This is a genomic window from Citrobacter sp. Cpo030 (assembly GCF_030333005.1).
Classification (GTDB): Bacteria; Pseudomonadota; Gammaproteobacteria; order Enterobacterales; family Enterobacteriaceae; genus Citrobacter; species Citrobacter portucalensis.
The window spans coordinates 95,669-121,291 of sequence record NZ_JAOWGT010000043.1; the positions used below are offsets into that span (position 1 = coordinate 95,669).

The 25,623-nt window shown below is 52.1% G+C and carries 17 protein-coding genes; 6 read left to right on the forward strand and 11 right to left on the reverse strand.

The features are described from left to right. The first annotated feature begins 43 nt into the window (after nt 1-43). On the forward strand, nt 44-1,240 hold the full coding sequence (locus OGY37_RS02940) for a nicotinamide mononucleotide deamidase-related protein YfaY (protein WP_286620036.1): 1,197 nt from the start codon (nt 44-46) through the stop codon (nt 1,238-1,240). A gap of 38 nt (nt 1,241-1,278) precedes the next feature. On the opposite strand, the gene OGY37_RS02945 is transcribed toward OGY37_RS02940, so the two are convergent. From OGY37_RS02945 to glpA, 4 genes are all read right to left on the reverse strand, one after another. Then, nucleotides 1,279-2,208: an Rpn family recombination-promoting nuclease/putative transposase gene (locus OGY37_RS02945; RefSeq protein WP_286547768.1), complete on the reverse strand. Its 930-nt coding sequence runs from the start codon at nt 2,206-2,208 to the stop codon at nt 1,279-1,281. Nucleotides 2,209-2,391: 183 nt separating this feature from the next. Continuing rightward, nucleotides 2,392-3,582, reverse strand: a complete 1,191-nt coding sequence (gene glpC / locus OGY37_RS02950) for an anaerobic glycerol-3-phosphate dehydrogenase subunit GlpC (protein WP_003834686.1) — start codon at nt 3,580-3,582, stop codon at nt 2,392-2,394. Continuing rightward, nucleotides 3,579-4,838 carry a glycerol-3-phosphate dehydrogenase subunit GlpB gene (glpB, locus tag OGY37_RS02955; RefSeq protein WP_003834683.1) on the reverse strand — a complete coding sequence of 420 codons (1,260 nt, stop codon included), beginning with the start codon at nt 4,836-4,838 and terminating at the stop codon, nt 3,579-3,581. Before glpB ends, glpC begins: the two co-directional genes overlap by 4 nt. Next, nucleotides 4,828-6,456, reverse strand: coding sequence for an anaerobic glycerol-3-phosphate dehydrogenase subunit A (gene glpA, locus OGY37_RS02960; RefSeq protein ID WP_148361714.1), 1,629 nt, complete (start codon nt 6,454-6,456; stop codon nt 4,828-4,830). The genes glpB and glpA overlap by 11 nt, the downstream gene beginning before the upstream one ends. Nucleotides 6,457-6,726: 270 nt before the next feature. Between glpA and glpT the strand changes: the two genes are divergently transcribed. Further along, nucleotides 6,727-8,085 carry a glycerol-3-phosphate transporter gene (gene glpT, locus OGY37_RS02965; RefSeq protein ID WP_003834677.1) on the forward strand — a complete coding sequence of 453 codons (1,359 nt, stop codon included), beginning with the start codon at nt 6,727-6,729 and terminating at the stop codon, nt 8,083-8,085. 3 nt (nt 8,086-8,088) lie between these two features. Next, entirely contained in the window at nt 8,089-9,156 is a 1,068-nt protein-coding gene (gene glpQ, locus OGY37_RS02970) for a glycerophosphodiester phosphodiesterase (RefSeq protein WP_003834675.1), read from the forward strand. Nucleotides 9,157-9,216: 60 nt separating this feature from the next. Here glpQ and OGY37_RS02975 read toward each other — a convergent pair whose 3' ends face one another. Continuing rightward, on the reverse strand, nt 9,217-10,095 hold the full coding sequence (locus OGY37_RS02975; RefSeq protein WP_008785317.1) for a LysR family transcriptional regulator: 879 nt from the start codon (nt 10,093-10,095) through the stop codon (nt 9,217-9,219). Between the two features lie 160 nt (nt 10,096-10,255). Here OGY37_RS02975 and OGY37_RS02980 point away from each other — a divergent pair, with 160 nt between their 5' ends. Beyond that, nucleotides 10,256-11,446, forward strand: a complete 1,191-nt coding sequence (locus OGY37_RS02980; protein WP_286620038.1) for an MFS transporter — start codon at nt 10,256-10,258, stop codon at nt 11,444-11,446. 3 nt (nt 11,447-11,449) lie between these two features. Here OGY37_RS02980 and yfaE read toward each other — a convergent pair whose 3' ends face one another. The 4 genes from yfaE to ubiG form a co-directional block, all read right to left on the reverse strand. After that, entirely contained in the window at nt 11,450-11,704 is a 255-nt protein-coding gene (gene yfaE / locus OGY37_RS02985) for a ferredoxin-like diferric-tyrosyl radical cofactor maintenance protein YfaE (protein WP_003027609.1), read from the reverse strand. Further along, nucleotides 11,704-12,834, reverse strand: a complete 1,131-nt coding sequence (nrdB, locus tag OGY37_RS02990) for a class Ia ribonucleoside-diphosphate reductase subunit beta (RefSeq protein ID WP_003834668.1) — start codon at nt 12,832-12,834, stop codon at nt 11,704-11,706. The genes yfaE and nrdB overlap by 1 nt, the downstream gene beginning before the upstream one ends. Before the next feature lie 110 nt (nt 12,835-12,944). Next, the gene (nrdA, locus tag OGY37_RS02995; RefSeq protein ID WP_048215880.1) at nt 12,945-15,230 is read right to left on the reverse strand and encodes a class 1a ribonucleoside-diphosphate reductase subunit alpha; all 2,286 of its coding nucleotides are present in this window, start codon (nt 15,228-15,230) and stop codon (nt 12,945-12,947) included. Between the two features lie 419 nt (nt 15,231-15,649). Beyond that, nucleotides 15,650-16,378, reverse strand: a complete 729-nt coding sequence (ubiG, locus tag OGY37_RS03000; RefSeq protein WP_008785314.1) for a bifunctional 2-polyprenyl-6-hydroxyphenol methylase/3-demethylubiquinol 3-O-methyltransferase UbiG — start codon at nt 16,376-16,378, stop codon at nt 15,650-15,652. A gap of 158 nt (nt 16,379-16,536) precedes the next feature. On the opposite strand from ubiG, the gene gyrA reads away from it, so the two are divergent. Then, complete coding sequence (gene gyrA, locus OGY37_RS03005; RefSeq protein WP_286620040.1) at nt 16,537-19,176, forward strand: DNA topoisomerase (ATP-hydrolyzing) subunit A; 2,640 nt, start codon at nt 16,537-16,539, stop codon at nt 19,174-19,176. A gap of 121 nt (nt 19,177-19,297) precedes the next feature. Then, nucleotides 19,298-22,144, forward strand: coding sequence for a two-component system sensor histidine kinase RcsC (gene rcsC, locus OGY37_RS03010; RefSeq protein WP_008785313.1), 2,847 nt, complete (start codon nt 19,298-19,300; stop codon nt 22,142-22,144). Between the two features lie 118 nt (nt 22,145-22,262). Here rcsC and rcsB read toward each other — a convergent pair whose 3' ends face one another. Next, nucleotides 22,263-22,913 carry a response regulator transcription factor RcsB gene (gene rcsB, locus OGY37_RS03015; RefSeq protein ID WP_003027592.1) on the reverse strand — a complete coding sequence of 217 codons (651 nt, stop codon included), beginning with the start codon at nt 22,911-22,913 and terminating at the stop codon, nt 22,263-22,265. 16 nt (nt 22,914-22,929) lie between these two features. Continuing rightward, entirely contained in the window at nt 22,930-25,599 is a 2,670-nt protein-coding gene (gene rcsD / locus OGY37_RS03020) for a phosphotransferase RcsD (RefSeq protein WP_148361718.1), read from the reverse strand. Between the last annotated feature and the right edge of the window lie 24 nt (nt 25,600-25,623).

The following is a 25,623-nucleotide window of genomic DNA, read 5'->3' on the forward strand; positions in this document are numbered from 1 at the left end:
TCCATGCGTTATAGTGTTTTCATCATAAAAGCAGGAGAACACGATGTTAAACGTGGAGATGCTATCCACCGGGGATGAAGTGTTGCACGGACAAATCGTCGACACTAATGCCGCCTGGCTGGCCGATTTTTTCTTTAATCAGGGTTTACCGCTAACACGCCGCAACACGGTAGGTGACAATCTTAACGATTTGGTTGCCGTTTTGCGTGAGCGTAGCGAGCACGCCGATGTACTGATCGTTAATGGCGGTCTGGGACCTACCAGCGATGATTTGAGCGCGCTGGCAGCGGCAACGGCAAAAGGCGAAGGGTTGGTGCTGCATGAAGCATGGCTGGCCGAGATGGAGCGATATTTCCGCGATCGTGGCCGCGTGATGGCGCCAAGCAACCGCAAACAGGCTGAACTTCCGGCCAGCGCTGAGTTTATCAATAATCCGGTGGGTACCGCGTGTGGGTTCGCCCTGAAGCTTAACCGCTGCCTGATGTTCTTTACACCAGGTGTACCGTCAGAATTCAAAGTCATGGTGGAGCATGAGATCCTGCCTCGTTTGCGTGAGCGTTTCTCTTTGGCTCAGCCCCCGTTATGCCTGCGATTAACCACCTTTGGCCGTTCTGAAAGCGACCTGGCGCAGAGTCTGGATCCGCTCCCGTTGCCTCCGGGAGTAACAATGGGTTATCGCTCCTCAATGCCAATTATTGAGCTGAAGCTGACCGGTCCGGATTCCCAACGGGAAGCGATGCTGGCGCTGTGGCCAGAAGTTAAGCGGGTTGCCGGGCAGAATATGATTTTTGAAGGTACGGAAGGCTTACCCGCGCAAATCGCCCGCACGTTGCAAGAACGGCAATTCAGCCTGACGCTGAGCGAACAATTCACCGGTGGTCTGGTGGCATTGCAGCTTTCTCGTGCGAATGCGCCACTGTTGGCGAGTGAAGTGGTTCCGCCTCAGGAAGAAACGCTGGCGCAAACGGCGCATTGGATAACCGAACGATGCAGCAAACATTATGCTGGATTGGCACTCGCGATATCGGCTTTCGAAAACGAACATATTAACTTTGCGCTGGCCACGCCTGATGGGACACACGCCTTGCGCGTAAGGCTGAATGCAAATCGCTACAGCCTGGCGATTCGTCAGGAAGTGTGCGCGATGATGGCGCTAAATATGCTGCGCCGCTGGCTTAACAATCAGGATATCGCTAGCGAACACGGCTGGATCGAAGTGGTTGAGTCGTTGACGATTTAATTATTGATTGGGAAGGCTAAATGCCTTCCCAATCTGGCTCATGCGGTGGTATCGCCAGGCAATAGCCCGGTAATTAACTGAACTAAATCACGATCAATACCTTGTTCCAGCATTATGTGAGCGATACGTAAGGCTTCTTCTTGCGTACCTTTTTGCACCCCTTGTTCTAACCCTTGCTGTATCCCTTCTTGCAGTCCATTTTGGTGGCCTTCTTGCCTGAGTCTCTCTGCAATTGTCATCAGCTTCTCCTTGTGATGGGGGGATCGTTCGGCAACTTCGCGGATAAACTCGCTGACGCGAGAAACGTCGCCGTACCGTAGCAGGTAATTAAATAGCGTTTGTAGCTGGCTGTCATTAGCAGTGCTTGTAACTAATAGCGAGACCAGTCGATCCACTAACCCCATTAAGTCACGATCGCGGATATGTTTTTGCATCAACTCAAGCAGCGCAACCCTGCGATGCTGCGCGATTTCATCGTCAGGTATTACGGTAATGTCGACCAGCGGAAAAGCCTCTGAATACAGTTGTCGTGCCAGTTGCGGATTATCAAATTCATCCAGCCAGTTGAGCGACCAGGGATAGGGACTTTGTTGACCGTGATAAAACAGCATGGGGATCACCAGCGGCAGCGTTTTATTCCCGGCATCAAGATGATGCTGCATCGCCGCGGTGGCATAACGCATCAGGCGAAATGCCATATGCGGTACCGCGGTACTCTGATGTTCAATAACACAATAAATATAGCCCAGGCCTTCGCGGGTTTTTAGTGACCACACTACGTCGGAGTAGTATGCGCGGAGATCCTGTTCGATAAAACTGGTGGACTCCAGCTTCAGCGTTTGTAAATCACATATCTCACGTAATGCGATGGGAAGGTGTATATCCAGAAAATCCCGAGCCATCTCAGGGTAAGACATTATCTTTTTAAAAACGGCATCATGCGGTGTAGATGTAGTGGATTTAGCCATGGTAGTCCGTCACCAGAAAGAGAAGATGGCGTGACGGTATCTACTTTTAATATGCACTGCATGTGGGAAATGGGTTCTTTGCGTGGATGAATTAGAGATAAATACGCCCGACTGCAACGTATTCAATTAAGCGGAACGGGCTACGCAAAAATGCCCGGTAGCAAATGCTACCGGGCAACAGAGTTAACCCAACGCTTTGGCAAGCAGGGTGATAGGATGTTCGCAGCGCTTGCTTGTTGACATCTCAATCTGCCATTTACAGGTTTCGCAGTCGGTGACGACGATATCAGCGCCGCTTTCTTCAATCTGGCGGAATAACGGTGCGCCGATAGACTGTGAAGTCGGATAGTTTTCCTTTTTAAAGCCGTAAGTCCCGGCAATCCCGCAACACTGAGAATCCAGCACCGTCAGCTCCAGCCCTGGAATTTGTCGCAGTAGCTCCAGCGTATAGAGCGTCCAGCCCATTTTCTCCATGTGACATGGCGTGTGATAGACCACCTTCAGCGGCAGCGTTTTCAGCGGCAGCGTTTTACCTTCATCCAGCTTGCGCCATAGCCAGCGGGTTGCCAGTTCAATGTGTTCACGCAGGCCTGAGTTGTCGACATCCAGCACTTCCGGATATTCATCACGTAGCGCAAAGGTACAGGTTGATGAGGTGGCAATCACCGGAATGCCTTTGCCATCAATTGCCTCTCTGAGTGAGGCCACGTTGCTTACTGCCTGCTTACGCGCTTTATCGGTAAAACCGTTGGCAATCAGCGGCACGCCGCAGCATTTCTCTTTACTCAGTAGTTGCACGCCGGTTCCCATCGCATTCAAAACCTTGATCAGGTCTTTGCCGAGCTGGGGATGGTTGTAATTCACAAAACAGCCGTGGAAAAAGGCGACCTGATCCTGATACTGCGCCTGCTGTGCGGCAACGCTACGATACCAGCGGCGGAAGGTGCCAAAGGAGTACTTCGGCAGCGTACGGCGATGATCGATTTTTAACGCGTAATCCAGCAATTGACGCACCGGTTTTAATGAGGTGGCGGTATTCACTATTGGGGCGAAGGGGGTGGATACGCTACCCATTAAATCGGTATGGCTTAAGACAAAGTTACGCAACGATGGGCGCGTTGTGTCGTATTTGGCACGCGCGCGCTGGATGATATCGCCGATTTTCACGTCTGACGGACAGGCCACTTCGCAGCGTTTACAGTTGATGCAGTATTTCAGCGCGTCGTCATATAGCGCGCCATCTTTCAGGCGCAGACGTTCACCGTCCGGGCCGGCCTGCTTAGGGCCCGGGTAGCTCGGATTGACGCGGCTTACCGGGCAGGCGGTGGTGCACACCGTACATTTGATACAACTTTCAAAACGTGTGTCGCTCATTGCTGTCCTCCTGCACGTTTCGCAATATGATGCGCGGCATGTAAGGCGCTAACTGCGCACACGCCGCCTCCGCAACCCTGGGCGATAGGGTCGAATCCGCCGAGGACGGAACCGATGGCATACATGTTCTCTATCGTTTTTCCCGCCAGTGATGGACGCAATGCGGTATCGGTTGTTACGCCAAACTGTTGCCACGGTTGTGGATCGAAAACATCACGCTGATACCACTCGGCGCGGGTAGCTGTTTGCTGTACATCCAGTCCCAGGATTGGTTCGTGGATTGCCTCACGCGTGGCGACCAGCCCGCTGCTGAAGAAGCTGCCGCTGGCGAGCACGGCGAAACGTGGCCGCAAGGGGATATCGGCATGATTTCGGGTCCAGATTTCGCTGACCACGCCATCCTGACAGGTGATTTTTTTCACTTCATCACCCGGCATCCACACACCGCCCTGGCGCACAAACTGGCGCTGTAATTTGTTGTGCAAACGCATGCCCAGCACCGAAGGTGGTAGGGTCGGTAACAGTGTCAGCGAGCAGGGGAGGCGCTCGTTAAGCCACTGCCAGAGCCGCTCATCGGCCAGACCAAAGCATGCCGGCATGATTATCATGTCGCAGGTTTTTGCCATTGGCAGCAATGCGTCATAGAGCAGCGACCATTTATCTTCGTTATCCAGCAGGCGCGCAATATTAACGGCGCGAAACTCGGTTGGGTTATCACGCAGGACATCCAGCTCCGGCAGCTCGATTTCTGCCGTCTCGACGCTGAGATTGCGTTGGCGTAATGACGCTGCGGCGAGATGCGCCTGAAAATCCAGTAACCCGCTAATCCCTACAACGCAGATACGCTGCGCGGACAGCGGCCAGACCGGCACTTCCGGGGAACTTAACCAGGTTGAGCGCAGGGTGCCCAGCGGGGTAACACGTTGATGCGCCTGATGCACTTTGCCCTGCAAATGCGTTCCGCATTCATCCAGTAAATTTTGCGCCTGCTGGGCCAGTTCCAGAACGTTCTGCGTTCCGATGGTGCTATACGGATGTGTGGGTGCCTGAGTGCGCAGCGCATTCAAACCCGCTTCTATATCCGTCACCGGTTGACCATCGGGTAAGCTGCTGAGCAAATCCAGTGAGCCGGAGGAAAAATGCAGGGCGCTTTGGCCGCGGGTAACAATCGTGCAGCGCAGTCCGCTTTTTTGCAGTTGCAGGCCACATAGCAGTCCGGCGAGGCCGCCGCCGATAATGACGGTATCAAATTTCATCCTGGTGCTCCTTTTCCAGACCACACAACCCTTGATAAACCCAGCGCGTGAATTCGCTTTCGCGCAGTGCATCTCCCCAGGCGATAGGCTGCACGCCTTTCCAGCGTTCATTGAGGAAGTCGGAAAGCTGGGTAATGGACTGCGCTGCGGTAGTGACATTAAAACGTTGCAGTAAACCTGCGGCGCGGCAGGCACACAATTCGCCCTGGCAGGTCCCCATTCCAACACGGGTACGGCGACGCAAATCGAGCAGGCTGTTGACGGTTAAATTCTCGACGGCGTATTGCACTTCGCCTGCGGTGACTGCTTCGCATTCGCAGACCAGACTGCGGTGCTGACGGCCTTCGCTAAGCCACGCAGGGGTGCGATCGCCGTGACGGTAGACCGCCGAGCCGCGCAGTGGCGCGGGCAATGAGATCACGCGTTTAAGCGTATGCTCGGTAGTTTCCTGTGAGCCAGGCAGCGCGGTGTCTGCCGTTGTGCAAGGCTGGGTATTGCCCAGCTTACGACAAACGGCATCGGTGGCCCATTCCGCCATCAGGCGGTAGGTCATCAGTTTGCCGCCGGTAATGGTGATAAATCCGTCCAGTCCGTCACGTTCCGCGTGATCGAACAGTACAATCCCACGGCTGACGTTACGACCGCTTGGGTCGTCGTCGCTAGCCACCAGCGGGCGTACGCCAGAGTAGGCGCGTAAAATGCGTGTTTTCGCCATAATCGGCGCCAGCTTCTCGCCTTCACGCAGCAGAATATCGACCTCTTCTGCGGTGACGCGGTTGCTGTCGATATCGTCGTAATCAATGTGCTGTGAGGTGGTACCGATCAGTGAAATGGTATCGCCAGGCACCAGAATATCGGCGTCAGATGGCTTACGGCAGCGGTTAATGACATGCTGGTTAATGCGATGATCCATAATCAGCAACGAACCTTTGGCCGGGAACATACGGATGCTCAGATCGGCATATTCCGCAATGCGTTGACCCCAGATCCCAGCGGCGTTGACGACAACCGGTGCATGCAGGGACTGCATTTCGCCTGTCAGATGATTGCGCACGTTAACGCCGCAAACCGTTGCGCCTTCGCGGATCAGTCCCGTCACTTCATGCGCCGTTAAGATAACCGCGCCATGCTCACGCGCATCCAGCATGTTAGCTGCTGTTAAGCGGAAAGGATCGACCGTGCCGTCTGGTACTTTTACTGCACCAATCAGCTGTGGATTCACAGAAGGTTCGATAATACGTGCCTGCTGAGGATCAATCGCTTCTGCGCGAATCCCTGCCTCTTCACAGGCGCGAATAAAGGTGGACTGGAAGGACAGCTCATCCTCCGGCAGGGTGATAAACAGACCGTCCGTTGGCTCAACGCAATGGCGGGCGATACGTTTCAGAATTTGGTTTTCGCTGATGCACTCACGGGCAGATTCAGCGTCGGTGACGGCGTAGCGTGCACCGCTGTGCAGCAGGCCGTGGTTGCGCCCGGTCGCACCTGTGGCGATATCGTGGCGTTCCACTAAGATGACGCGCAACCCGCGCAGCGCACAGTCACGTGCGATCCCTGCACCTGTTGCTCCTCCACCAATGATAATCACGTCACTTGTTTGCGAGTCGCGAGTTTTCATTGTTTTTCCTCACAGTTCGTTTTTTATCATTTAGCCACATAAAAAACATGGATTGTTTGATTTCGCGCATAATCGCTCATTATTCGAAAATGAAACGTGATTTCGTGCGCCTTTATGAACATTTGTCATAAATCTGTAACAATATGTGCTGCGTTTCACATTTTTGTTATGTATCTTTCCTTAACATCGCGGCCACACTGGGAGCGGTAGGGTAGTAATGACGAACTGCAGTGTTTACTTCGAATGAAAGGCGGCCACGGAGGCTACACTATGTTGAGCATTTTTAAACCAGCGTCACACACGGCGCGTTTACCTGCAGCGGAGATCGACCCGACATATCGTCGATTACGTTGGCAGATTTTTCTGGGGATTTTCTTTGGTTATGCCGCGTACTATCTGGTACGTAAGAACTTTGCCCTTGCGATGCCGTATCTGGTTGAGCAAGGTTTCTCGCGTGGCGATCTGGGTTTTGCGTTGTCCGGTATCTCCATTGCTTACGGATTTTCGAAATTCATCATGGGGTCCATTTCGGATCGCTCGAATCCGCGCGTTTTCCTGCCAGCCGGTCTGATTCTGGCCGCCGCAGTGATGCTGTTCATGGGCTTTGTGCCGTGGGCGACATCGAGTATTGCTATTATGTTTGTGCTGCTGTTCCTCTGCGGATGGTTCCAGGGGATGGGCTGGCCTCCGTGTGGCCGTACTATGGTGCACTGGTGGTCGCAGAAAGAGCGTGGAGGAATTGTTTCCGTCTGGAACTGTGCGCACAACGTGGGTGGCGGTCTGCCTCCGCTGTTGTTCCTGCTGGGTATGGCCTGGTTCAATGACTGGAAAGCGGCGCTGTATATGCCTGCTTTCGGTGCGATCGTCGTCGCGCTGATTGCTTTTGCCCTGATGCGTGATACGCCGCAGTCCTGTGGTCTGCCGCCTATCGAAGAGTATAAGAACGACTATCCGGACGATTACACCGAGAAAGCGGAAGAAGAGCTGACTGCGAAGCAGATCTTCATGCAGTACGTACTGCCGAACAAACTTCTGTGGTACATCGCTATCGCTAACGTGTTTGTTTATCTGCTGCGTTACGGCATCCTGGACTGGTCACCGACCTACCTGAAAGAAGTGAAGCATTTCGCACTGGACAAATCATCCTGGGCCTACTTCCTGTATGAGTATGCGGGTATTCCGGGCACGCTGCTGTGCGGCTGGATGTCGGATAAAGTCTTCCGTGGTAACCGTGGCGCGACCGGCGTGTTCTTTATGACGCTGGTAACTATTGCAACCATCGTTTACTGGATGAACCCGGCAGGCAACCCGAACGTGGATATGGCTTGTATGATCATCATCGGCTTCCTGATCTACGGCCCGGTAATGTTGATTGGTCTGCACGCGCTGGAACTGGCACCGAAAAAAGCGGCGGGAACGGCGGCTGGCTTTACCGGTCTGTTCGGTTATCTCGGTGGTTCTGTGGCCGCGAGCGCCATTGTTGGCTACACCGTTGACTTCTTCGGTTGGGACGGCGGCTTTATGGTGATGATTGGCGGTAGCGTGCTGGCGGTTATTCTGCTGGTAGTCGTCATGATTGGCGAAAAACGCCATCACGAAGAGATGGAACTGAAGCGTAACGGGGGCTAATAGATGAAAACCACATTGAAAAGTCTCAGCGTGGCGCTGATGCTCGCAGGTATGGTGGTCAGCAGTGCAGCGGTTGCCGCAGATAAAATCGTGATTGCGCATCGTGGCGCCAGCGGTTATCTGCCGGAGCATACGCTGCCAGCAAAAGCGATGGCCTATGCCCAGGGTGCGGATTATCTGGAGCAGGATTTGGTTATGACCAAGGATGACCATCTGGTCGTCCTGCATGACCACTATCTTGACCGCGTCACCGATGTTGCCGAGCGTTTTCCGGATCGTGCGCGTAAAGATGGGCGTTACTACGCCATCGACTTTACGCTGGATGAAATTAAATCGCTGAAATTTACCGAAGGCTTCGATATCGAAAATGGCAAAAAGGTCCAGACCTACCCAGGGCGCTTCCCGATGGGTAAATCTGATTTCCGCGTGCACACGTTCGAAGAAGAGATTGAGTTTGTTCAGGGATTAAATCATTCCACCGGTAAAAACATCGGTATTTACCCGGAAATGAAAGCACCGTGGTTCCATCACCAGGAAGGGAAGGACATTGCGGCTAAAACACTGGAAGTACTGAAAAAGTACGGATATACCGACAAGAACGACAAGGTCTATCTACAGTGTTTTGATGTTGCAGAGTTGAAGCGCATTAAAAATGAACTGGAACCGAAGATGGGGATGGATCTCAATCTGGTACAGTTGATTGCGTACACTGACTGGAATGAAACCCAGGAGAAAAAGCCGGACGGCAGTTGGGTGAATTACAACTACGACTGGATGTTTAAACCGGGTGCCATGAAGCAGGTTGCGCAGTATGCGGACGGCATTGGGCCGGACTACCACATGCTGATTGATGAGAAGTCGAAGAAGGGCAATATCTCGTTAACTGGCATGGTGCAGGACGCACATCAGAGTAAGATGGTGGTGCATCCTTATACCGTTCGCGCCGATCAACTGCCGGATTACACCACTGACGTAAACCAGCTGTATGACATTCTTTATAACAAGGCGGGCGTTGACGGGCTGTTCACCGACTTCCCCGACAAAGCAGTGAAATTCTTGAATAAAGAGTGATGGTGTAAGGCCTGTGATGCACCTCCGGTCACAGGCCTTAATGGATGAACGTTTTAACTGCTAGATAAGGCCGTCTGCTGTCAACGTTTCCATACATGCCTGCAGGAGAAATAAAGGGCTGCCGTCCACCGGCGGCTCTTTTGCCAGTAAGGATATCTGTCGATAGAACGTTGGTTCCAGCGCGACTGAGCGTACTTTCCCACCAACCGCCTTCAGCGTTAATTCCGGTAATAATGCTATACCCAGCCCCTGACGAATAAAGCTCATCGCGGTATCCGGATGGTTAAACTCGTATTTAATGACCGGTTCAATCCCCTTCTCTTTAAATAGCGCCATGATGCTTAATTCATAGCGACCTTTGCTGATAATGAGCGGTTCTCCAACCAGTTGTTCCACTGAAATCGTGCTATTGGCCGCCAGCGGATGGCTTTCAGGAACTACAACGGTAAATTTGTCGCGATACACCGGTACGCAGTACATGCCATTTACCGGGAAATGCACAAATCCCGCATCGATATCCCCACTGCGCAGGGAATCAACTATTGCCGTGCTGTTTTCTTCATAAGGGATAATTTTGATATGCGGGTGGTGCTGTTCGAAGTGGTGGATGATGCCGGGCAAAATGCAGGCACAGGCGCTGGGAAAGCAGCCGATACGCAGGGTTCTGGCCGGGTTTTGTCGCTCCTGCTCGGCAATCTCTTTCACCGCGTTGGTTTCAGACACGATCGTCCGCAGGTGTGAAACGATCCGACTCCCGGCCGGACTAAGTTGAATGTCTTTGCGGCGTTCGCGGATAAGAATATCAACCCCTAGCTCTTCCTCTAGCGCTGAAATTGCCTGGCTAACGGCGGATTGGGTCATGTACAGCCGCTTGCTGGCTTCGGTGAATCCACCGTACTCAAGTACGGCAAGCAGGGCGTGGATCTGGGTTAGTGTCATTAGTTTCTTCTAATCAACAATATTAAAACAATTAATTTCTCTAATATAATGGACCTGTTTATACTTGCGGTCTACCGTAAAATCACACTTCGACGCACCTGTCCGTAGTTCAGTTGAGCTGAGCGTTGCCTGCGTGCGCCGTCTGGACAGGTTGTCGAATATGAAAGAAAAACTGTGGACGAAAGATTTTTGGGCAATAACGATAATCAGCTTTATTATATTTTTTATTTTTTATGTCCTGCTCACGCTGTTACCGATCTATATTTCGGATCGCCTGCATGCCACTCCAGATAAGGCCGGATTATTAGTCACCTTCTTTTTGGGGGCCGCAATTGTTGTGCGCCCGTTTGCGGGACAATGGGTAGGAAAATATTCGAATAAAACAATTCTGGTGCTCTCTTCTCTGGCCTTTTTGGTGGTCACTGCGCTGTATCCTGTTTGCCACTCAATTGAATCACTGCTGTTGATTCGGGTGCTTCATGGTGTAACGTTTGGCGTTATTACCACGGTAAAAGGAACGATTTCCGCGCGGTTGATACCGGCCTCCCGACGTGGAGAGGGCATCAGTTTTTTCTCGTTAGCCATGGGACTGGCAATGGTTGTGGGGCCGTGGGTAGGGCTGAACATGGCACGCTGGGAAGCTTTTACCACAGCATTCTGGCTGTGTAGCGCGGTTGCCGTACTGGGTATTATCCTGTCATTGATTGTCGCCGTACCGCCGGTTATCCGTCATGCTGACGGCTCAAAACCGAAGCTGGGATTTGCGGCAATGTTTGATCGCGCCGCACTGCCTTTCGCGATGGTGACGTTTTTCATGACCTTTTCCTACGCGGGCGTTTCCGCTTTTCTCGCACTGTATGCGCGCGAGCTCGATCTGATGGCCGCCGCCAGTAATTTCCTGTTGTGTTACGCCATTTGCCTGATGATCTGTCGAACCTTTACCGGCAATGTTTGTGATAAAAAAGGGCCGAAATACGTGGTCTATCCATGTTTGCTCGCTTTCACAGTCGGGCTGGTGGCGCTTGGCTATACTAACGGTAGCATTATGATGATTATTTCCGGTGGATTAATTGGCATCGGTTATGGTTCGGTCACACCCGTATTTCAGACACAAATTATTAGTTCGGTGGAACCCCATAAAATTGGTATCGCTAATTCGCTGTTTTTCAATGCGATGGATGCAGGAATGGCAATCGGCGCGTTTATCATGGGGATGATGGTCGAGGGTGTGGGATATCGGGCGATTTATCTGGTCGGGGCTTTGCTGGTGGTGCTGGCCGGGGCGCTGTATATCATACAGATGAAAAAACGCGGAAACGTGGTACTGGTCTCCGCGCATGAAGTTCACTAAACACTACAGCTCTATTTCAATATCGCCTTTTGCCCGGCAACAGCACGGCAATATTTCACCGGGCTGAATGAAGGCCAGCGGTTCTGCAATCCAGTCAACCTGTCCCGCCACCAGGCGGGTACGGCAGGAGCCGCAGTAGCCTTCACGACACTGATATTCGACTTCAACATCGTGCGACTCGAGCGCGGCAAGCAGGGAAGGGTGTTCATCCTGGCACAGTAACTGCGTGCCAGAGATGCGCAGAGTCACGCGGCCCATCAGAGCTGGAAGTTACTCAGATCGTCAGTATCGACTTCGGCATCGATCTGACCGACCAGATAAGAGCTGACTTCCACTTCCTGCGGCGCAACCTGGACGTTGTCAGACACCAGCCAGGTATTGATCCAAGGGATCGGGTTAGAGCGTGTCTGGAACGGCAGATCGAGCCCAACAGCCTGCATACGGATGTTGGTGATGTACTCAACGTACTGGCACAGAATGTCTTTGTTCAGGCCAATCATTGAGCCATCACGGAACAGATAGTCCGCCCACTCTTTTTCCTGCAGCGCGGCCTGTACGAACAGGTCGTAGCACTCTTGCTTGCACTCTTCGGCAATTTCCGCCATTTCCGGATCGTCCACGCCGCTGCGCAGAAGGTTCAGCATATGCTGAGTACCGGTCAGGTGCAGGGCTTCGTCGCGGGCGATCAGACGGATAATTTTCGCGTTGCCTTCCATCAGTTCACGTTCGGCGAAGGCGAAAGAGCAGGCGAAGCTGACATAAAAGCGGATCGCTTCCAGCGCGTTCACGCTCATCAGGCACAGATACAGCTTCTTCTTCAGCTCACGCAGGTTTACGACAACCGTTTTACCATTAACGGTATGCGTACCTTCACCGAGCAAATGCCAGTAGCTGGTCATCTCGATCAATTCGTCGTAGTAGCTGGAGATGCCTTCTGCGCGTTTCTGGATTTGCTCGTTGGTGACGATATCGTCAAACACCACCGCCGGATCGTTAACAATATTACGGATGATGTGGGTGTAAGAGCGGGAGTGGATCGTTTCAGAAAACGCCCACGTTTCCACCCAGGTTTCCAGTTCAGGGATCGAGATTAACGGCAGCAGCGCGACGTTAGGACTACGTCCCTGAATGGAGTCCAGCAGCGTCTGATACTTCAGGTTGCTGATGAAGATATGTTTTTCATGTTCCGGCAATGCCTGGAAGTCGATACGATCGCGAGAAACATCGACTTCTTCCGGACGCCAGAAGAAAGAGAGCTGCTTTTCGATCAGTTTTTCAAAGATGTCATATTTTTGCTGATCGTAGCGGGCGACGTTCACCGGCTGGCCGAAGAACATCGGTTCCAGAAGCTGATCATTTTTCGTCTGTGAAAAAGTGGTGTATGCCATTGATGTGAATCCTGTCTGGAATGTACTGCCGGATGCGCTTTGCTTATCCGGCCTACAATACCGCGAATTAATTTGTAGGCCGGGTAAGCGCTACGCCACCCGGCAAAAGATTAAATCTTACATGCGCCGCTTTCGCAGCCATCGTCCTGAATGGACGGTACCAGATCGTCCTGAGAGTCTTCCGCACCGTCACGGGTGTTCTGATAATACAGCGTTTTAACACCAAATTTGTAGGCGGTGAGCAGGTCTTTCAGCAACTGCTGCATCGGTACTTTTCCGGACGGGAAGCGCGACGGATCGTAGTTGGTGTTGGCGGAAATCGACTGATCGATAAATTTCTGCATGATGCCTACCAGCTGCAGATAGCCGTCGTTGTTTGGCATTTCCCACAGCAGTTCGTATGCGTCGTGCAGGTGTTCGTAGTCCGGCACGACCTGACGCAGAATCCCATCTTTCGATGCTTTGATGCTCACATAGCCGCGTGGCGGTTCAATGCCGTTGGTGGCGTTGGAGATCTGCGAAGAGGTCTCGGACGGCATCAGGGCTGACAGCGTGGAGTTACGCAGACCGTGAGTTTTAATTGATTCGCGCAGGCTTTCCCAGTCGTAATGCAGGGACTCGCTGACGATAGCATCCAGATCTTTTTTGTAGGTATCAATCGGCAGAATGCCTTTCGCATAGGTGGTTTCGTTAAACCACGGGCATGCGCCTTGCTCTTTTGCCAGCTCGTTAGAAGCCTTCAGCAGGTAATATTGAATCGCTTCAAAGGTTTTGTGAGTCAGGTTATTGGCGCTGCCGTCAGAGTAGCGTTTTCCATTTTTCGCCAGCCAGTAAGCGTAGTTGATCACGCCAATACCCAGCGTACGACGACCCATCGCACCGCGTTTGGCGGCCGGAATCGGATAATCCTGGTAATCGAGCAGCGCATCCAGCGCACGTACCGCCAGTACAGCCAGCTCTTCCAGTTCGTCCAGACTTTCGATAGCGCCCAGGTTAAATGCGGACAGCGTACACAGCGCAATTTCGCCGTTTTCATCGTTAACGTCGGTCAGCGGTTTGGTCGGCAGGGCGATTTCCAGGCACAGGTTGGACTGGCGTACCGGCGCGACAACCGGATCAAACGGGCTATGGGTGTTGCAGTGGTCAACGTTCTGAATGTAGATACGACCGGTCGAGGCACGTTCCTGCATCATCAGTGAGAACAGCTCAACTGCTTTTACGCGCTGTTTGCGGATGCTGTCGTCGTTTTCATATTGGGTGTACAGACGCTCGAACTCATCCTGATCGGCGAAGAACGCGTCATACAGACCCGGGACGTCGGACGGGCTAAACAGGGTGATGTCGCCGCCTTTCAGCAGACGGGTGTACATCAGCTTGTTGATTTGTACGCCATAGTCCATGTGACGAACGCGGTTGCCTTCGACGCCACGGTTGTTTTTCAGGACCAGCAGGCTTTCAACTTCCAGGTGCCACATTGGGTAGAACAGCGTGGCTGCACCACCGCGTACGCCCCCCTGAGAGCAGGATTTCACCGCAGTCTGGAAATGCTTGTAGAACGGAATACAGCCGGTGTGGAACGCTTCACCGCCGCGAATCGGGCTACCCAGCGCACGGATGCGACCAGCGTTAATGCCGATACCGGCACGCTGAGAAACGTATTTCACAATTGCGCTGGAGGTTGCGTTGATGGAGTCCAGGCTGTCGCCGCACTCGATCAGTACGCAGGAGCTGAACTGACGCGTTGGGGTACGCACGCCGGACATAATTGGCGTCGGCAGCGAGATTTTGAACGTAGAAACGGCGTCGTAGAAACGTTTTACATATTGCAGACGTGTTTCACGCGGATAGTTAGAGAACAGGCAAGCCGCTACCAGAATGTAGAGGAACTGTGCGCTTTCATAGATCTCACCGGTAACACGGTTTTGCACCAGATATTTACCTTCCAACTGCTTCACCGCCGCGTAGGAGAAGGTCATATCACGGTCGTGTACGATGAACGAGTCCATCTGCTTGAACTCTTCTTCCGTGTAGTCTTCCAGCAGATGATTGTCGTATTTGCCCATTTCAACCATTTTCACGACATGGTCGAACAGCTTTGGCGGTTCAAACTCACCGTAGGCTTTTTTACGCAGGTGGAAAATCGCCAGACGGGCAGCCAGATACTGATAATCCGGCGCTTCGCGGGAGATCAGGTCGGCGGCTGCTTTGATGATTGTTTCATGGATGTCGGAGGTCTTGATTCCGTCATAAAACTGAATGTGGGAGCGCAGCTCGACCTGAGAAATCGATACGTTATTCAGTCCTTCTGCCGCCCAATCCAGAACTCGGTGGATTTTGTCGAGATTGATGCGCTCTGTACTACCATCACGCTTTGTCACCAGCAGACTCTGATTCATGTGGTTTTTTACCTGTCCGTGAAAGAAAAAATATCCCCCATATTATCCACAGAGTCATGTTGTGACTAAGTCTGTGGATAAATACTATATGTAGGGGTTGTTTGATAAAATAGACGCTATATGGTGAGTATTCTAGTAGGGATTCTTTTCAGCACAAGAGTTGATTTTGAGGTTAAATTGAGGTTGCAAAAGGGTGATAATCGCTAAGTGCGCGTCTTATAAGGCCTGGCGAGGATGTCAATAATTGAGAAAAAAAATAGAAAATTTGATCGAATGCTGATTTCTTCATCTAAGGCAAGGAAAGTTCTTATGATCTGGCACAGGATTTGTAGGCCTGATAAGCGAAACGTCATCAGGCATGGTTCCAGTAAGCAGGCCGGATGGCGGCGTTGCACGCTTTATCCGGCCTACAGGAGCGGTTAATCAACCTTGGCGGTGGTATGTACCATATAGTTCACATCAACGCCCGGGCCAAGTTTGAAGGTGTTGGTGATGGGGTTGTAATGCAGGCCGGTCATATGACGCTCTTTCAGCACGGTCTGGTCTACCCACTCTAATAATTCAGCAGGCTTAATAAACTTTTTCACATCGTGCGTGCCTTTCGGCACCATGCGCAGAATATATTCCGCTCCGACCACCGCCATCAGCCAGGATTTACCGTTGCGGTTAAGCGTGGAGAAAAATACTTCGCCACCCGGTTTGACCAGCCTGGCGCAAGCTCTGACCACTGACTGTGGGTCTGGCACGTGCTCCAGCATTTCCATACAGGTGACAACGTCATACTGATGTGCATGCTTTTCCGCATGCTCTTCGACGGTTTCTTGTACGTACTCTACCTGGATACCGCTTTCCAGCGCATGCAGTTTCGCTACCTGCAGCGGTTCAAAACCCATGTCCAGTCCGGTGACGGTGGCGCCTTCGCGCGCCATACTCTCCGCCAGAATACCGCCGCCGCATCCGACGTCGAGTACCTTTTTACCAAACAGGCCGCCTGAGCGCTCAGTAATATAGCCCAGACGCAGTGGGTTAATGCGGTGCAGCGGCTTAAATTCACCCTCAAGATCCCACCAGCGTGACGCGACTGCTTCAAACTTGGCAATTTCTTCATGGTCAACGTTGTGAGCTACCGGAGGTTTTTCGGCATTCATTGGGGCTTCTACTCCTAAATTTGCGATGCAAATGAGTATATCAGCCTGACGGGATGAATAAAGCCTCTGTCAGGGGGAATCCATTTACCTGAATCTGCACGGATGTGTTATAATTTGCGACCTTTGAATCCGGGATACAGTAGAGGGATAGCGGTTAGATGAGCGACCTTGCGAGAGAAATTACACCGGTCAACATTGAGGAAGAGCTGAAGAGCTCCTATCTGGATTATGCGATGTCGGTCATTGTTGGCCGTGCGCTGCCGGACGTCCGAGATGGCCTGAAACCGGTTCACCGTCGCGTACTTTACGCCATGAACGTATTGGGCAACGACTGGAATAAAGCCTATAAAAAATCTGCCCGTGTCGTTGGTGACGTAATCGGTAAATACCACCCTCATGGTGATACCGCCGTTTACGACACCATTGTTCGTATGGCGCAGCCATTCTCCTTGCGCTACATGCTGGTAGATGGTCAGGGTAACTTTGGTTCTGTCGATGGCGACTCCGCAGCGGCGATGCGTTATACGGAAATCCGTATGTCGAAAATCGCCCATGAGCTGATGGCTGACCTGGAAAAAGAAACGGTTGATTTCGTCGACAACTATGACGGCACCGAACAAATTCCTGAAGTCATGCCGACCAAAATTCCTAACCTGCTGGTGAACGGTTCGTCCGGTATCGCGGTAGGTATGGCGACCAACATTCCGCCGCACAACCTGACCGAAGTGATCAACGGCTGTCTGGCATATATTGACGATGAAGACATCAGCATTGAAGGGCTGATGGAACATATTCCGGGTCCGGACTTCCCGACTGCCGCGATCATCAACGGTCGTCGTGGTATCGAAGAAGCCTACCGTACCGGTCGTGGCAAAGTGTACATTCGCGCACGCGCGGAAGTCGAAGCGGATGCCAAAACGGGTCGTGAAACCATCATCGTTCACGAAATTCCGTATCAGGTAAACAAAGCGCGCCTGATTGAGAAAATCGCCGAGCTGGTAAAAGACAAACGCGTTGAAGGCATCAGCGCGCTGCGTGACGAGTCTGACAAAGACGGTATGCGCATCGTGATTGAAGTGAAACGCGATGCGGTCGGGGAAGTGGTTCTGAACAACCTCTATTCCCAGACCCAACTGCAGGTTTCCTTCGGTATCAACATGGTTGCATTGCACCATGGCCAGCCGAAGATCATGAACCTGAAAGATATTATTGCCGCGTTCGTACGTCACCGCCGTGAAGTCGTTACCCGTCGTACTATCTTTGAACTGCGTAAAGCCCGCGACCGTGCGCACATCCTTGAAGCGCTGGCGATTGCGCTGGCGAACATCGATCCGATCATCGAACTGATCCGCCGCGCGCCGACCCCGGCTGAAGCGAAAGCTGCGCTGGTTGCGCGTTCGTGGGAACTGGGCAACGTTTCCGCCATGCTGGAGCGTGCCGGTGATGACGCCGCACGTCCTGAATGGCTGGAGCCGGAATTTGGCGTGCGTGACGGTCAGTACTACCTGACTGAACAGCAGGCCCAGGCGATTCTGGATCTGCGTTTGCAGAAACTGACTGGCCTTGAGCACGAAAAACTGCTCGACGAATACAAAGAGCTGCTGGAACAGATCGCTGAACTGCTGCACATTCTGGGCAGCGCCGATCGTCTGATGGAAGTTATCCGTGAAGAGATGGAGCTGATTCGTGAACAATTCGGTGACGCTCGTCGTACTGAAATCACCGCGAACAGCGCTGACATCAACATCGAAGATCTGATTAGCCAGGAAGATGTTGTCGTAACCTTGTCTCATCAGGGCTACGTGAAATATCAGCCGTTAACCGATTACGAAGCGCAGCGTCGTGGCGGTAAAGGTAAATCAGCAGCACGCATTAAAGAAGAAGACTTTATTGACCGCCTGCTGGTGGCCAACACCCATGACACGATCCTCTGCTTCTCCAGCCGTGGTCGTTTGTACTGGATGAAGGTCTATCAGTTGCCGGAAGCAAGCCGTGGCGCGCGTGGACGTCCAATCGTCAACCTGCTGCCGCTGGAAGCTAACGAACGTATTACCGCAATTCTGCCAGTACGTGAGTACGAAGAGGGCGTGAACGTCTTCATGGCAACCGCCAGCGGCACCGTGAAGAAAACGGCGCTGACCGAATTCAGCCGTCCGCGTTCTGCCGGTATTATTGCGGTTAACCTGAACGAAGGCGACGAACTGATTGGTGTAGATCTGACATCTGGCAGTGACGAAGTCATGTTGTTCTCTGCGGCAGGTAAAGTAGTGCGCTTTAAAGAAGATGCTGTCCGTGCAATGGGTCGTACCGCGACCGGTGTACGCGGTATCAAGCTGGCGGAAAAAGATAGCGTGGTATCGCTGATCGTTCCGCGCGGTGAAGGTGCGATCCTGACCGTTACTCAGAACGGTTACGGTAAACGTACGGCGGCGGAAGAGTATCCGACCAAGTCTCGTGCGACCCAGGGCGTTATCTCCATCAAGGTTACCGAGCGCAACGGTTCCGTTGTTGGCGCAGTGCAGGTTGAAGATACCGACCAGATCATGATGATCACCGACGCAGGTACGCTGGTACGTACTCGCGTGTCGGAAATCAGCGTGGTAGGGCGTAATACCCAGGGTGTGATCCTTATCCGTACTGCGGAAGACGAAAACGTCGTGGGTCTGCAACGCGTTGCTGAACCGGTTGATGATGAAGAGCTCGACTCCATCGACGGAAGCGCAGCTGAAGGTGACGAGGATATCGCACCTGAAGCGGAAAGCGATGACGATGCAGCAGCGGATGACGCTGACGAGTAATTAAGACGCTATAAAAAGGGCCGGAGAAATCCGGCCCTTTTTTTAATGGCATTGCGACAAAAGACATTTACCGCTACCTTAACCACACTCTATTAATGCCCTGAGGCGGAGCTTCGCCCCTTTGAAATACCTTGCTTCCGTTCATTCAACCCTAAAAGTCTCACGCTACCTGTTTAGAGCGTTGGCGCTCGTTATCTGGTGTCTGATTGCGTTTGCTTCCGTGTTCTACATTGTGAATGCGCTGCACCAGCGAGAGTCTGAGATCCATCAGGAGCTTAATCTCAGCTCCGATCAGGCCCAGCGCTACATTCAGCGCACATCTGATGTCATTAAAGAGCTGAAATATATTGCCGAGAATCGCTTAACGGCGGAAAACGGTGTGATGTCGCTGCGGGCGCGAGATGATAAAACCGTCGTGCCTAATTTTGAGCCGCTGTTTGCCGACTCCGACTGTTCTGTTATGGGCAACGCCTGGCGAGGTTCTCTGGAATCACTGGCATGGTTTATGCGCTACTGGCGCGACAACTTTTCCGCCGCCTATGATTTAAATCGAGTGTTCCTGATCGGCAGCGACAACCTCTGTATGGCCAATTTCGGTTTGCGTGATATGCCCGTTGAACGTGACGAGGCCCTGAAGGCGCTGCATGAGCGCATTATTAAGTATCGTAATGCTACGCAAGACGAAAATGGCAACAACTTGTTCTGGATCAGCCAGGGGCCACGTCCGGGAGTAGGGTATTTCTATGCGCTGACGCCGGTTTACCTCGCCAATCGCCTCCAGGCACTGTTGGGCGTAGAGCAGCCAATTCGCATGGAGAATTTCTTCACGCCGGGCAGTTTACCGATGGGCGTGACCATCCTCGACGAAAATGGGCATGCGCTAATTTCTCTCACTGGCCCTGAAGGGAATATTAAGGCTGAGCCCCACTGGATGCAGGAACGCTCCTGGTTTGGTTACACACCGGGTTTCCGCGAGCTGGTATTGAAGAAGAATCTGCCTCCGTCCTCCCTGAGCATCGTGTACTCCGTACCGGTCGATCTGGTGCTGGAGCGGATCCGCATGATGATCCTGAACGCTATCTTGTTGAACGTGCTGGTCGGGGCGGCATTGTTTATGCTCACGCGCATGTATGAACGGCGCATTTTTATTCCAGCGGAAAGCGATGCTCAGCGTCTGGAAGAACATGAGCAGTTTAACCGTAAAATCGTAGCTTCTGCGCCGGTGGGTATTTGTATTCTGCGCACGATGGATGGCATTAACATCCTGAGTAACGAACTGGCGCACACCTATCTGAACATGCTGACGCATGAAGACCGTCAGCGGTTAACGCAAATTATTTGCGGCCAACAGGTCAATTTTGTTGATGTGCTGACCAGCAACAATACCAATCTGCAAATCAGCTTTGTGCACTCGCGCTATCGCAATGAAAACGTGGCAATTTGTGTCCTGGTTGATGTCAGTGCGCGCGTTAAAATGGAAGAGTCGTTGCAGGAGATGGCGCAGGCGGCGGAACAGGCCAGCCAGTCCAAATCGATGTTCCTTGCGACGGTGAGCCATGAGCTACGTACACCTCTATATGGCATTATCGGTAACCTTGATTTGTTGCAAACCAAAGAGTTACCGAGTGGGGTGGATCGTCTGGTAACGGCGATGAATAACTCTTCCAGTCTGCTGCTGAAAATTATCAGCGATATTCTCGACTTCTCAAAAATTGAATCTGAACAGCTGAAGATTGAGCCGCGAGAGTTTTCACCGCGTGAAGTCATGAACCATATTACGGCTAACTATTTGCCGCTGGTGGTCCGCAAGCAGTTGGGGTTGTACTGCTTTATCGACCCGGATGTGCCTGTGGCGCTGAATGGCGATCCGATGCGTTTACAACAAGTGATTTCTAATCTGCTGAGTAACGCAATCAAGTTTACCGATACCGGTTGTATTGTGCTGCACGTGCAGTGCAGCGGCGACTACCTGAGCATTCGAGTGCGTGATACCGGTGTAGGGATCCCTGCCAAAGAGGTGGTTCGGTTGTTCGATCCTTTCTTCCAGGTGGGGACTGGCGTACAGCGTAATTTCCAGGGAACGGGACTCGGTTTGGCGATTTGTGAAAAACTGATCAGCATGATGGATGGGGATATTTCCGTCGATTCCGAGCCGGGAATGGGGAGTCAGTTTACGCTGCGTATTCCGCTTTATGGCGCACAGTATCCGCTGAAAAAGGGTGTAGAAGGATTGGCCGGTACGCGTTGCTGGCTGGCAGTACGCAATGCGTCACTGTACCAATTTCTCGAATCCAGCCTGACGCGTAACGGGATGACGGTGCTGCGATATGAGGGACAACAGCCCGATGCGGATGACCTGCTGGTGGCTGACGATGTGCTGGAACAGGCGTGGCAGGGACGGGCTGCGGTGATTTTCTGCCGCCGCCATATTGGCATTCCGCTGGAAAGAGAGCCTGGAGAATGGGTACACAGCGTGGCGTCACCGCACGAACTGCCTGCGCTGTTGGCGCATATATACAGTGTAGAGCTGGGGAGTGAAGATCTCTCCACGGCGCTGCCAGCCCCGGATAAAGCCGGTGCGACGAACGATGACATGATGATCCTGGTTGTTGACGATCACCCTATCAACCGGCGCTTACTGGCCGATCAGCTGGGATCGTTGGGATATCAGTGTAAAACGGCGAATGACGGTGTGGATGCGCTCAATGTACTCAGCAAAAACCATATCGACATTGTGCTGAGTGACGTCAACATGCCAAATATGGATGGTTATCGCCTGACGCAGCGTATCCGCCAGCTAGGGTTAACGCTGCCTGTTGTGGGGGTAACGGCAAACGCGCTTGCCGAAGAGAAGCAGCGTTGTCTGGAATCAGGTATGGATAGCTGTCTGTCCAAGCCGGTGACCTTAGACGTATTGAAGCAAACGCTGGCGGTCTATGCGGAAAGAGTGAGAAAAACGCGGGGATAGGGAATAAAAGAGCCGGATGGCGGCGTTAGTCTTATCCGGCCTACGAAACGTGCATGATGCTGTGTGTTCGTAGGCCTGATAAACGCAGCGCCATCAGGCATTTTGACGTGATAAAGAATTATTCTTTGTCTGACGGACTCAGCGTCACGGAGGAGAGGTAATTCAGCAGTGCGATATCGTTTTCCACACCGAGCTTCATCATTGCCGATTTTTTCTGGCTACTGATGGTTTTAATGCTGCGGTTGAGCTTTTTGGCGATCTCAGTAACCAGGAAACCTTCGGCAAACAAGCGCAGAACTTCACTCTCTTTCGGTGACAGACGTTTGTCGCCATAGCCGCTGGCGCTGATTTTCTCCAGCAGACGAGACACGCTTTCCGGGGTAAATTTCTTACCTTTCTGCAGCGCGGCCAGCGCTTTTGGCAGGTCGGTTGGCGCACCTTGCTTCAGTACGATCCCTTCAATATCGAGATCCAGTACCGCGCTCAGGATAGCCGGATTGTTGTTCATGGTCAGAACGATAATCGACAGGCTCGGGAAATGACGCTTGATATATTTAATTAACGTGATCCCATCACCGTATTTATCTCCCGGCATGGAGAGGTCGGTAATCAACACATGCGCATCCAACTTAGGCAAATTGTTGATCAGTGCAGTGGAGTCTTCAAATTCGCCGACAACATTTACCCACTCGATTTGCTCAAGTGATTTACGAATACCGAACAGTACAATCGGGTGGTCATCGGCAATAATTACGTTCATAGTGTTCATGTATTGGGCTACCTTGCTACAGCAAGCTCTTGACGTAAACGTCAATGTCGCTGATGTATTTTTCTATACCTGGAGCATCTTTCTCTTGAATAAGATGTTCCAGCGCTTCACATAACTGCTTGCCGGGTACCAGATTAAGCATGGCAAACACGCCTTTCAGGCGATGGGCCGTTTGGGCTAATGCAGCGAAATCGCTGATAGCCGCCTCAGTATACAACCTCTTAACATCATCCGGTACTGTGTCTACAAAGAGTGCGTAGTAACCACTGGCATGAAGTTCGGCGTTTTCATCTCCGCCGAGGGGGAGTTCCTGGAACTCTTCTTGTGCCAGCTGCTCTTCAATCAGCTCAAGGACAGCTTCCTGCATAGCATTGCTCATATTAAAGTTGACGCGCAGCTGACCGGGGCCAATTTTCCGTACGCCAGACTCATCATCGCTTAAAAGCAAGCCCGAGGCAGTAAGATTAGACGGATTATCTGTTAAAAAGAGATCATATTCTTGACTATTCAACCGTTCATCGGGCGTGATGCAGGTTGCCCCCCAGTTTTCCAGCTGACGTAATACAATGCTACGTACGTCATTTGAGGTGACATCAACCATTACGCAGACGTCATCCAACAGGCGCTCTTCACTATCAGCATGTTGATCGTGCAGCGGCATTTTAACATGGACGATATAACGTGTTCCAAGTTCTTCCCGCGCTTTAATATTCAGGTGTCCACCCAGCTTGCGGGCGAGCTGATCGCACAACCAGAACGTCAGCGGGTTGGCTTTGCCATACCGATCGCCCTGCGTGTCATTAATGAATGGGAAATGGAGATTATCAACTTCATTTAATGTGACGCCTTCCCCGGTATCCAGAATGCGGAAGGTCAGGCGTTCGGCCTCCGACTCATCCTGGTCGACTTCCAGCGTGATTTTACCTATCTGCGTGGTGGTTACCGCATATTGGATCAACAGCAGCAAAATACGGCGCAAGGCATCGCGATCGCCACGGCGTTCGTCATGGGCGCTTAGGTGATTTTTAATCAGTAGCTGCAGCCCTTTACGCTTAATGGCCGGCAGAACTTCCGGAACCACGTCGTCAATTAATGCCTGCACGGAAAACAGTGTGGATTCACCTTTCCAGGCATCGTTCTCCAGCAGGTTGGCTAGCTGGATTTCGTCCACCATCCGCACCAGAACGTCGGCCTGATTGGCCAGTTTCTGGCTGTCTGGTGTATTGAGCGCGGCGGCATTAGCAGCCAGCGTTTTCGCGGGGTCTTTCAGCGCGCTGCCAATATTCTGCATAAAGGCCGCTCGGGCCTGCTGGTTTTTCTCATACAGCCGCTGCGCTTGTTTCAGCTTCTTATTGACCAGCACCTCGCGGTCCTGGTCACGAATGATAAAGATCTGCGTTCTCGGGGAGATCTGGCTGCGAAACAGTCTGATTTCATACAGTTCATTATTGATGGTGGCCTGAATCACTCCCTGATGCTGCTCTGCCATATTGGTAATATTTTGCAGATTTAAATGCGGCAGCAGGTGGTCGGCAATTTTATTGCTGATAACCGTGCGGTTTGCTTCCTGATCGTGTACCAGTAATCCCAGCGGCAAAAGGGATACAATCTCTTCATTGATTGCGCGCAGAACACGCAACTCATTATTTGCCGCAAGATTTGGCGCCACCTGGGTGGAACGGGCAGGGAGGTGGCGAAAGGTGGTATAGCCAAACAGCGCCAGAGCCAGTAACGCAATGTTCAGCAAAAGCGGTAGCAGAATGCTTTGCAATGTGTCGAGTAGCAATGAGCCAAACGGAACCTGCCACACCAGCCGCATATCCGTTGAGTTTAGCGCCGAAGAGATCTCAATTTTACTGTTGTTGAAATTAATGCTGACGCTGTCAGGCGACTCTTTTTCATTCAGGTGCTCGGTCGTTGAGGTGGCATCAGGTTCCAGATGGAAACTGTCCAGCGGCATACCGGGCGGGATCAAGTCATTAATCGGCAGGTCAAAGGCGACAACCGTTGCCAGATGTCCTGGCTGATTAAAGGTCGTGCGTAGCGTGAAGTAATGCCCATTCTGCCAGGCCAGACGGCGCAGTGAAGAGAAGCTTTCACGTTCATCTAGCGCATTAGCCTGTTGCAGCATCTCAGCGCGCCGGGAATCGACAATATTCCCAATCGTCGATTCTTTAAAACCAGAGGTCAGATCTTTCAGCGGTAACGTTGAGATTAGGATCAGGCTGTTGTCCTGGCCATTCAGGTAATACATTGACCATGGGACATTCTCCGCGCCCCACAACGTGTCCAGATACGTTGAAATGCGCTGGGTCATTTCCAATGTAGAACTGTCATGCGAGCCGAAAATCAGCGCCTCAGTCTTTCTGCGCGGCTTCTCAAGATAATAGACGTCTTGTTTCAGACGTGTTTCCTGCAGCCCTTCTGCACCCGGCGAACTGGTTGAGGCGGCAATATTGTCATAGATTTGCCAGGTCACGTATCGCCAGGTATCGACCCTTTTATGAATGGCATGGGTAATATCAACAATCTGATAGCTCTTATCTTTTAACCAGGTGTTGACGGCGCTCTGGACCATAACACCCATCATCACCAACAGCACAACGATCAGTAATAAGAAGAAACGGGTAATACTTCCTGGTAACAGGGAGAATCGGGTGGAAACCGTTGTGTCAGACTGACTCATTCGTGTTTATGACCTGTTAAACGA

Coding starts and splice junctions, on each gene's coding strand:
- glpQ (WP_003834675.1), top strand. CDS start 8,089: ATGAAAACCACATTGAAAAGTCTCAGCGTGGCGCTGATGCTCGCAGGT.
- yfaE (WP_003027609.1), bottom strand. CDS start 11,704: ATGGGCCGCGTGACTCTGCGCATCTCTGGCACGCAGTTACTGTGCCAG.
- OGY37_RS02945 (WP_286547768.1), bottom strand. CDS start 2,208: ATGGCTAAATCCACTACATCTACACCGCATGATGCCGTTTTTAAAAAG.
- glpT (WP_003834677.1), top strand. CDS start 6,727: ATGTTGAGCATTTTTAAACCAGCGTCACACACGGCGCGTTTACCTGCA.
- glpB (WP_003834683.1), bottom strand. CDS start 4,838: ATGAAATTTGATACCGTCATTATCGGCGGCGGCCTCGCCGGACTGCTA.
- OGY37_RS02940 (WP_286620036.1), top strand. CDS start 44: ATGTTAAACGTGGAGATGCTATCCACCGGGGATGAAGTGTTGCACGGA.
- OGY37_RS02980 (WP_286620038.1), top strand. CDS start 10,256: ATGAAAGAAAAACTGTGGACGAAAGATTTTTGGGCAATAACGATAATC.
- nrdB (WP_003834668.1), bottom strand. CDS start 12,834: ATGGCATACACCACTTTTTCACAGACGAAAAATGATCAGCTTCTGGAA.
- ubiG (WP_008785314.1), bottom strand. CDS start 16,378: ATGAATGCCGAAAAACCTCCGGTAGCTCACAACGTTGACCATGAAGAA.
- glpA (WP_148361714.1), bottom strand. CDS start 6,456: ATGAAAACTCGCGACTCGCAAACAAGTGACGTGATTATCATTGGTGGA.
- nrdA (WP_048215880.1), bottom strand. CDS start 15,230: ATGAATCAGAGTCTGCTGGTGACAAAGCGTGATGGTAGTACAGAGCGC.
- glpC (WP_003834686.1), bottom strand. CDS start 3,582: ATGAGCGACACACGTTTTGAAAGTTGTATCAAATGTACGGTGTGCACC.
- OGY37_RS02975 (WP_008785317.1), bottom strand. CDS start 10,095: ATGACACTAACCCAGATCCACGCCCTGCTTGCCGTACTTGAGTACGGT.
- gyrA (WP_286620040.1), top strand. CDS start 16,537: ATGAGCGACCTTGCGAGAGAAATTACACCGGTCAACATTGAGGAAGAG.
- rcsB (WP_003027592.1), bottom strand. CDS start 22,913: ATGAACACTATGAACGTAATTATTGCCGATGACCACCCGATTGTACTG.
- rcsD (WP_148361718.1), bottom strand. CDS start 25,599: ATGAGTCAGTCTGACACAACGGTTTCCACCCGATTCTCCCTGTTACCA.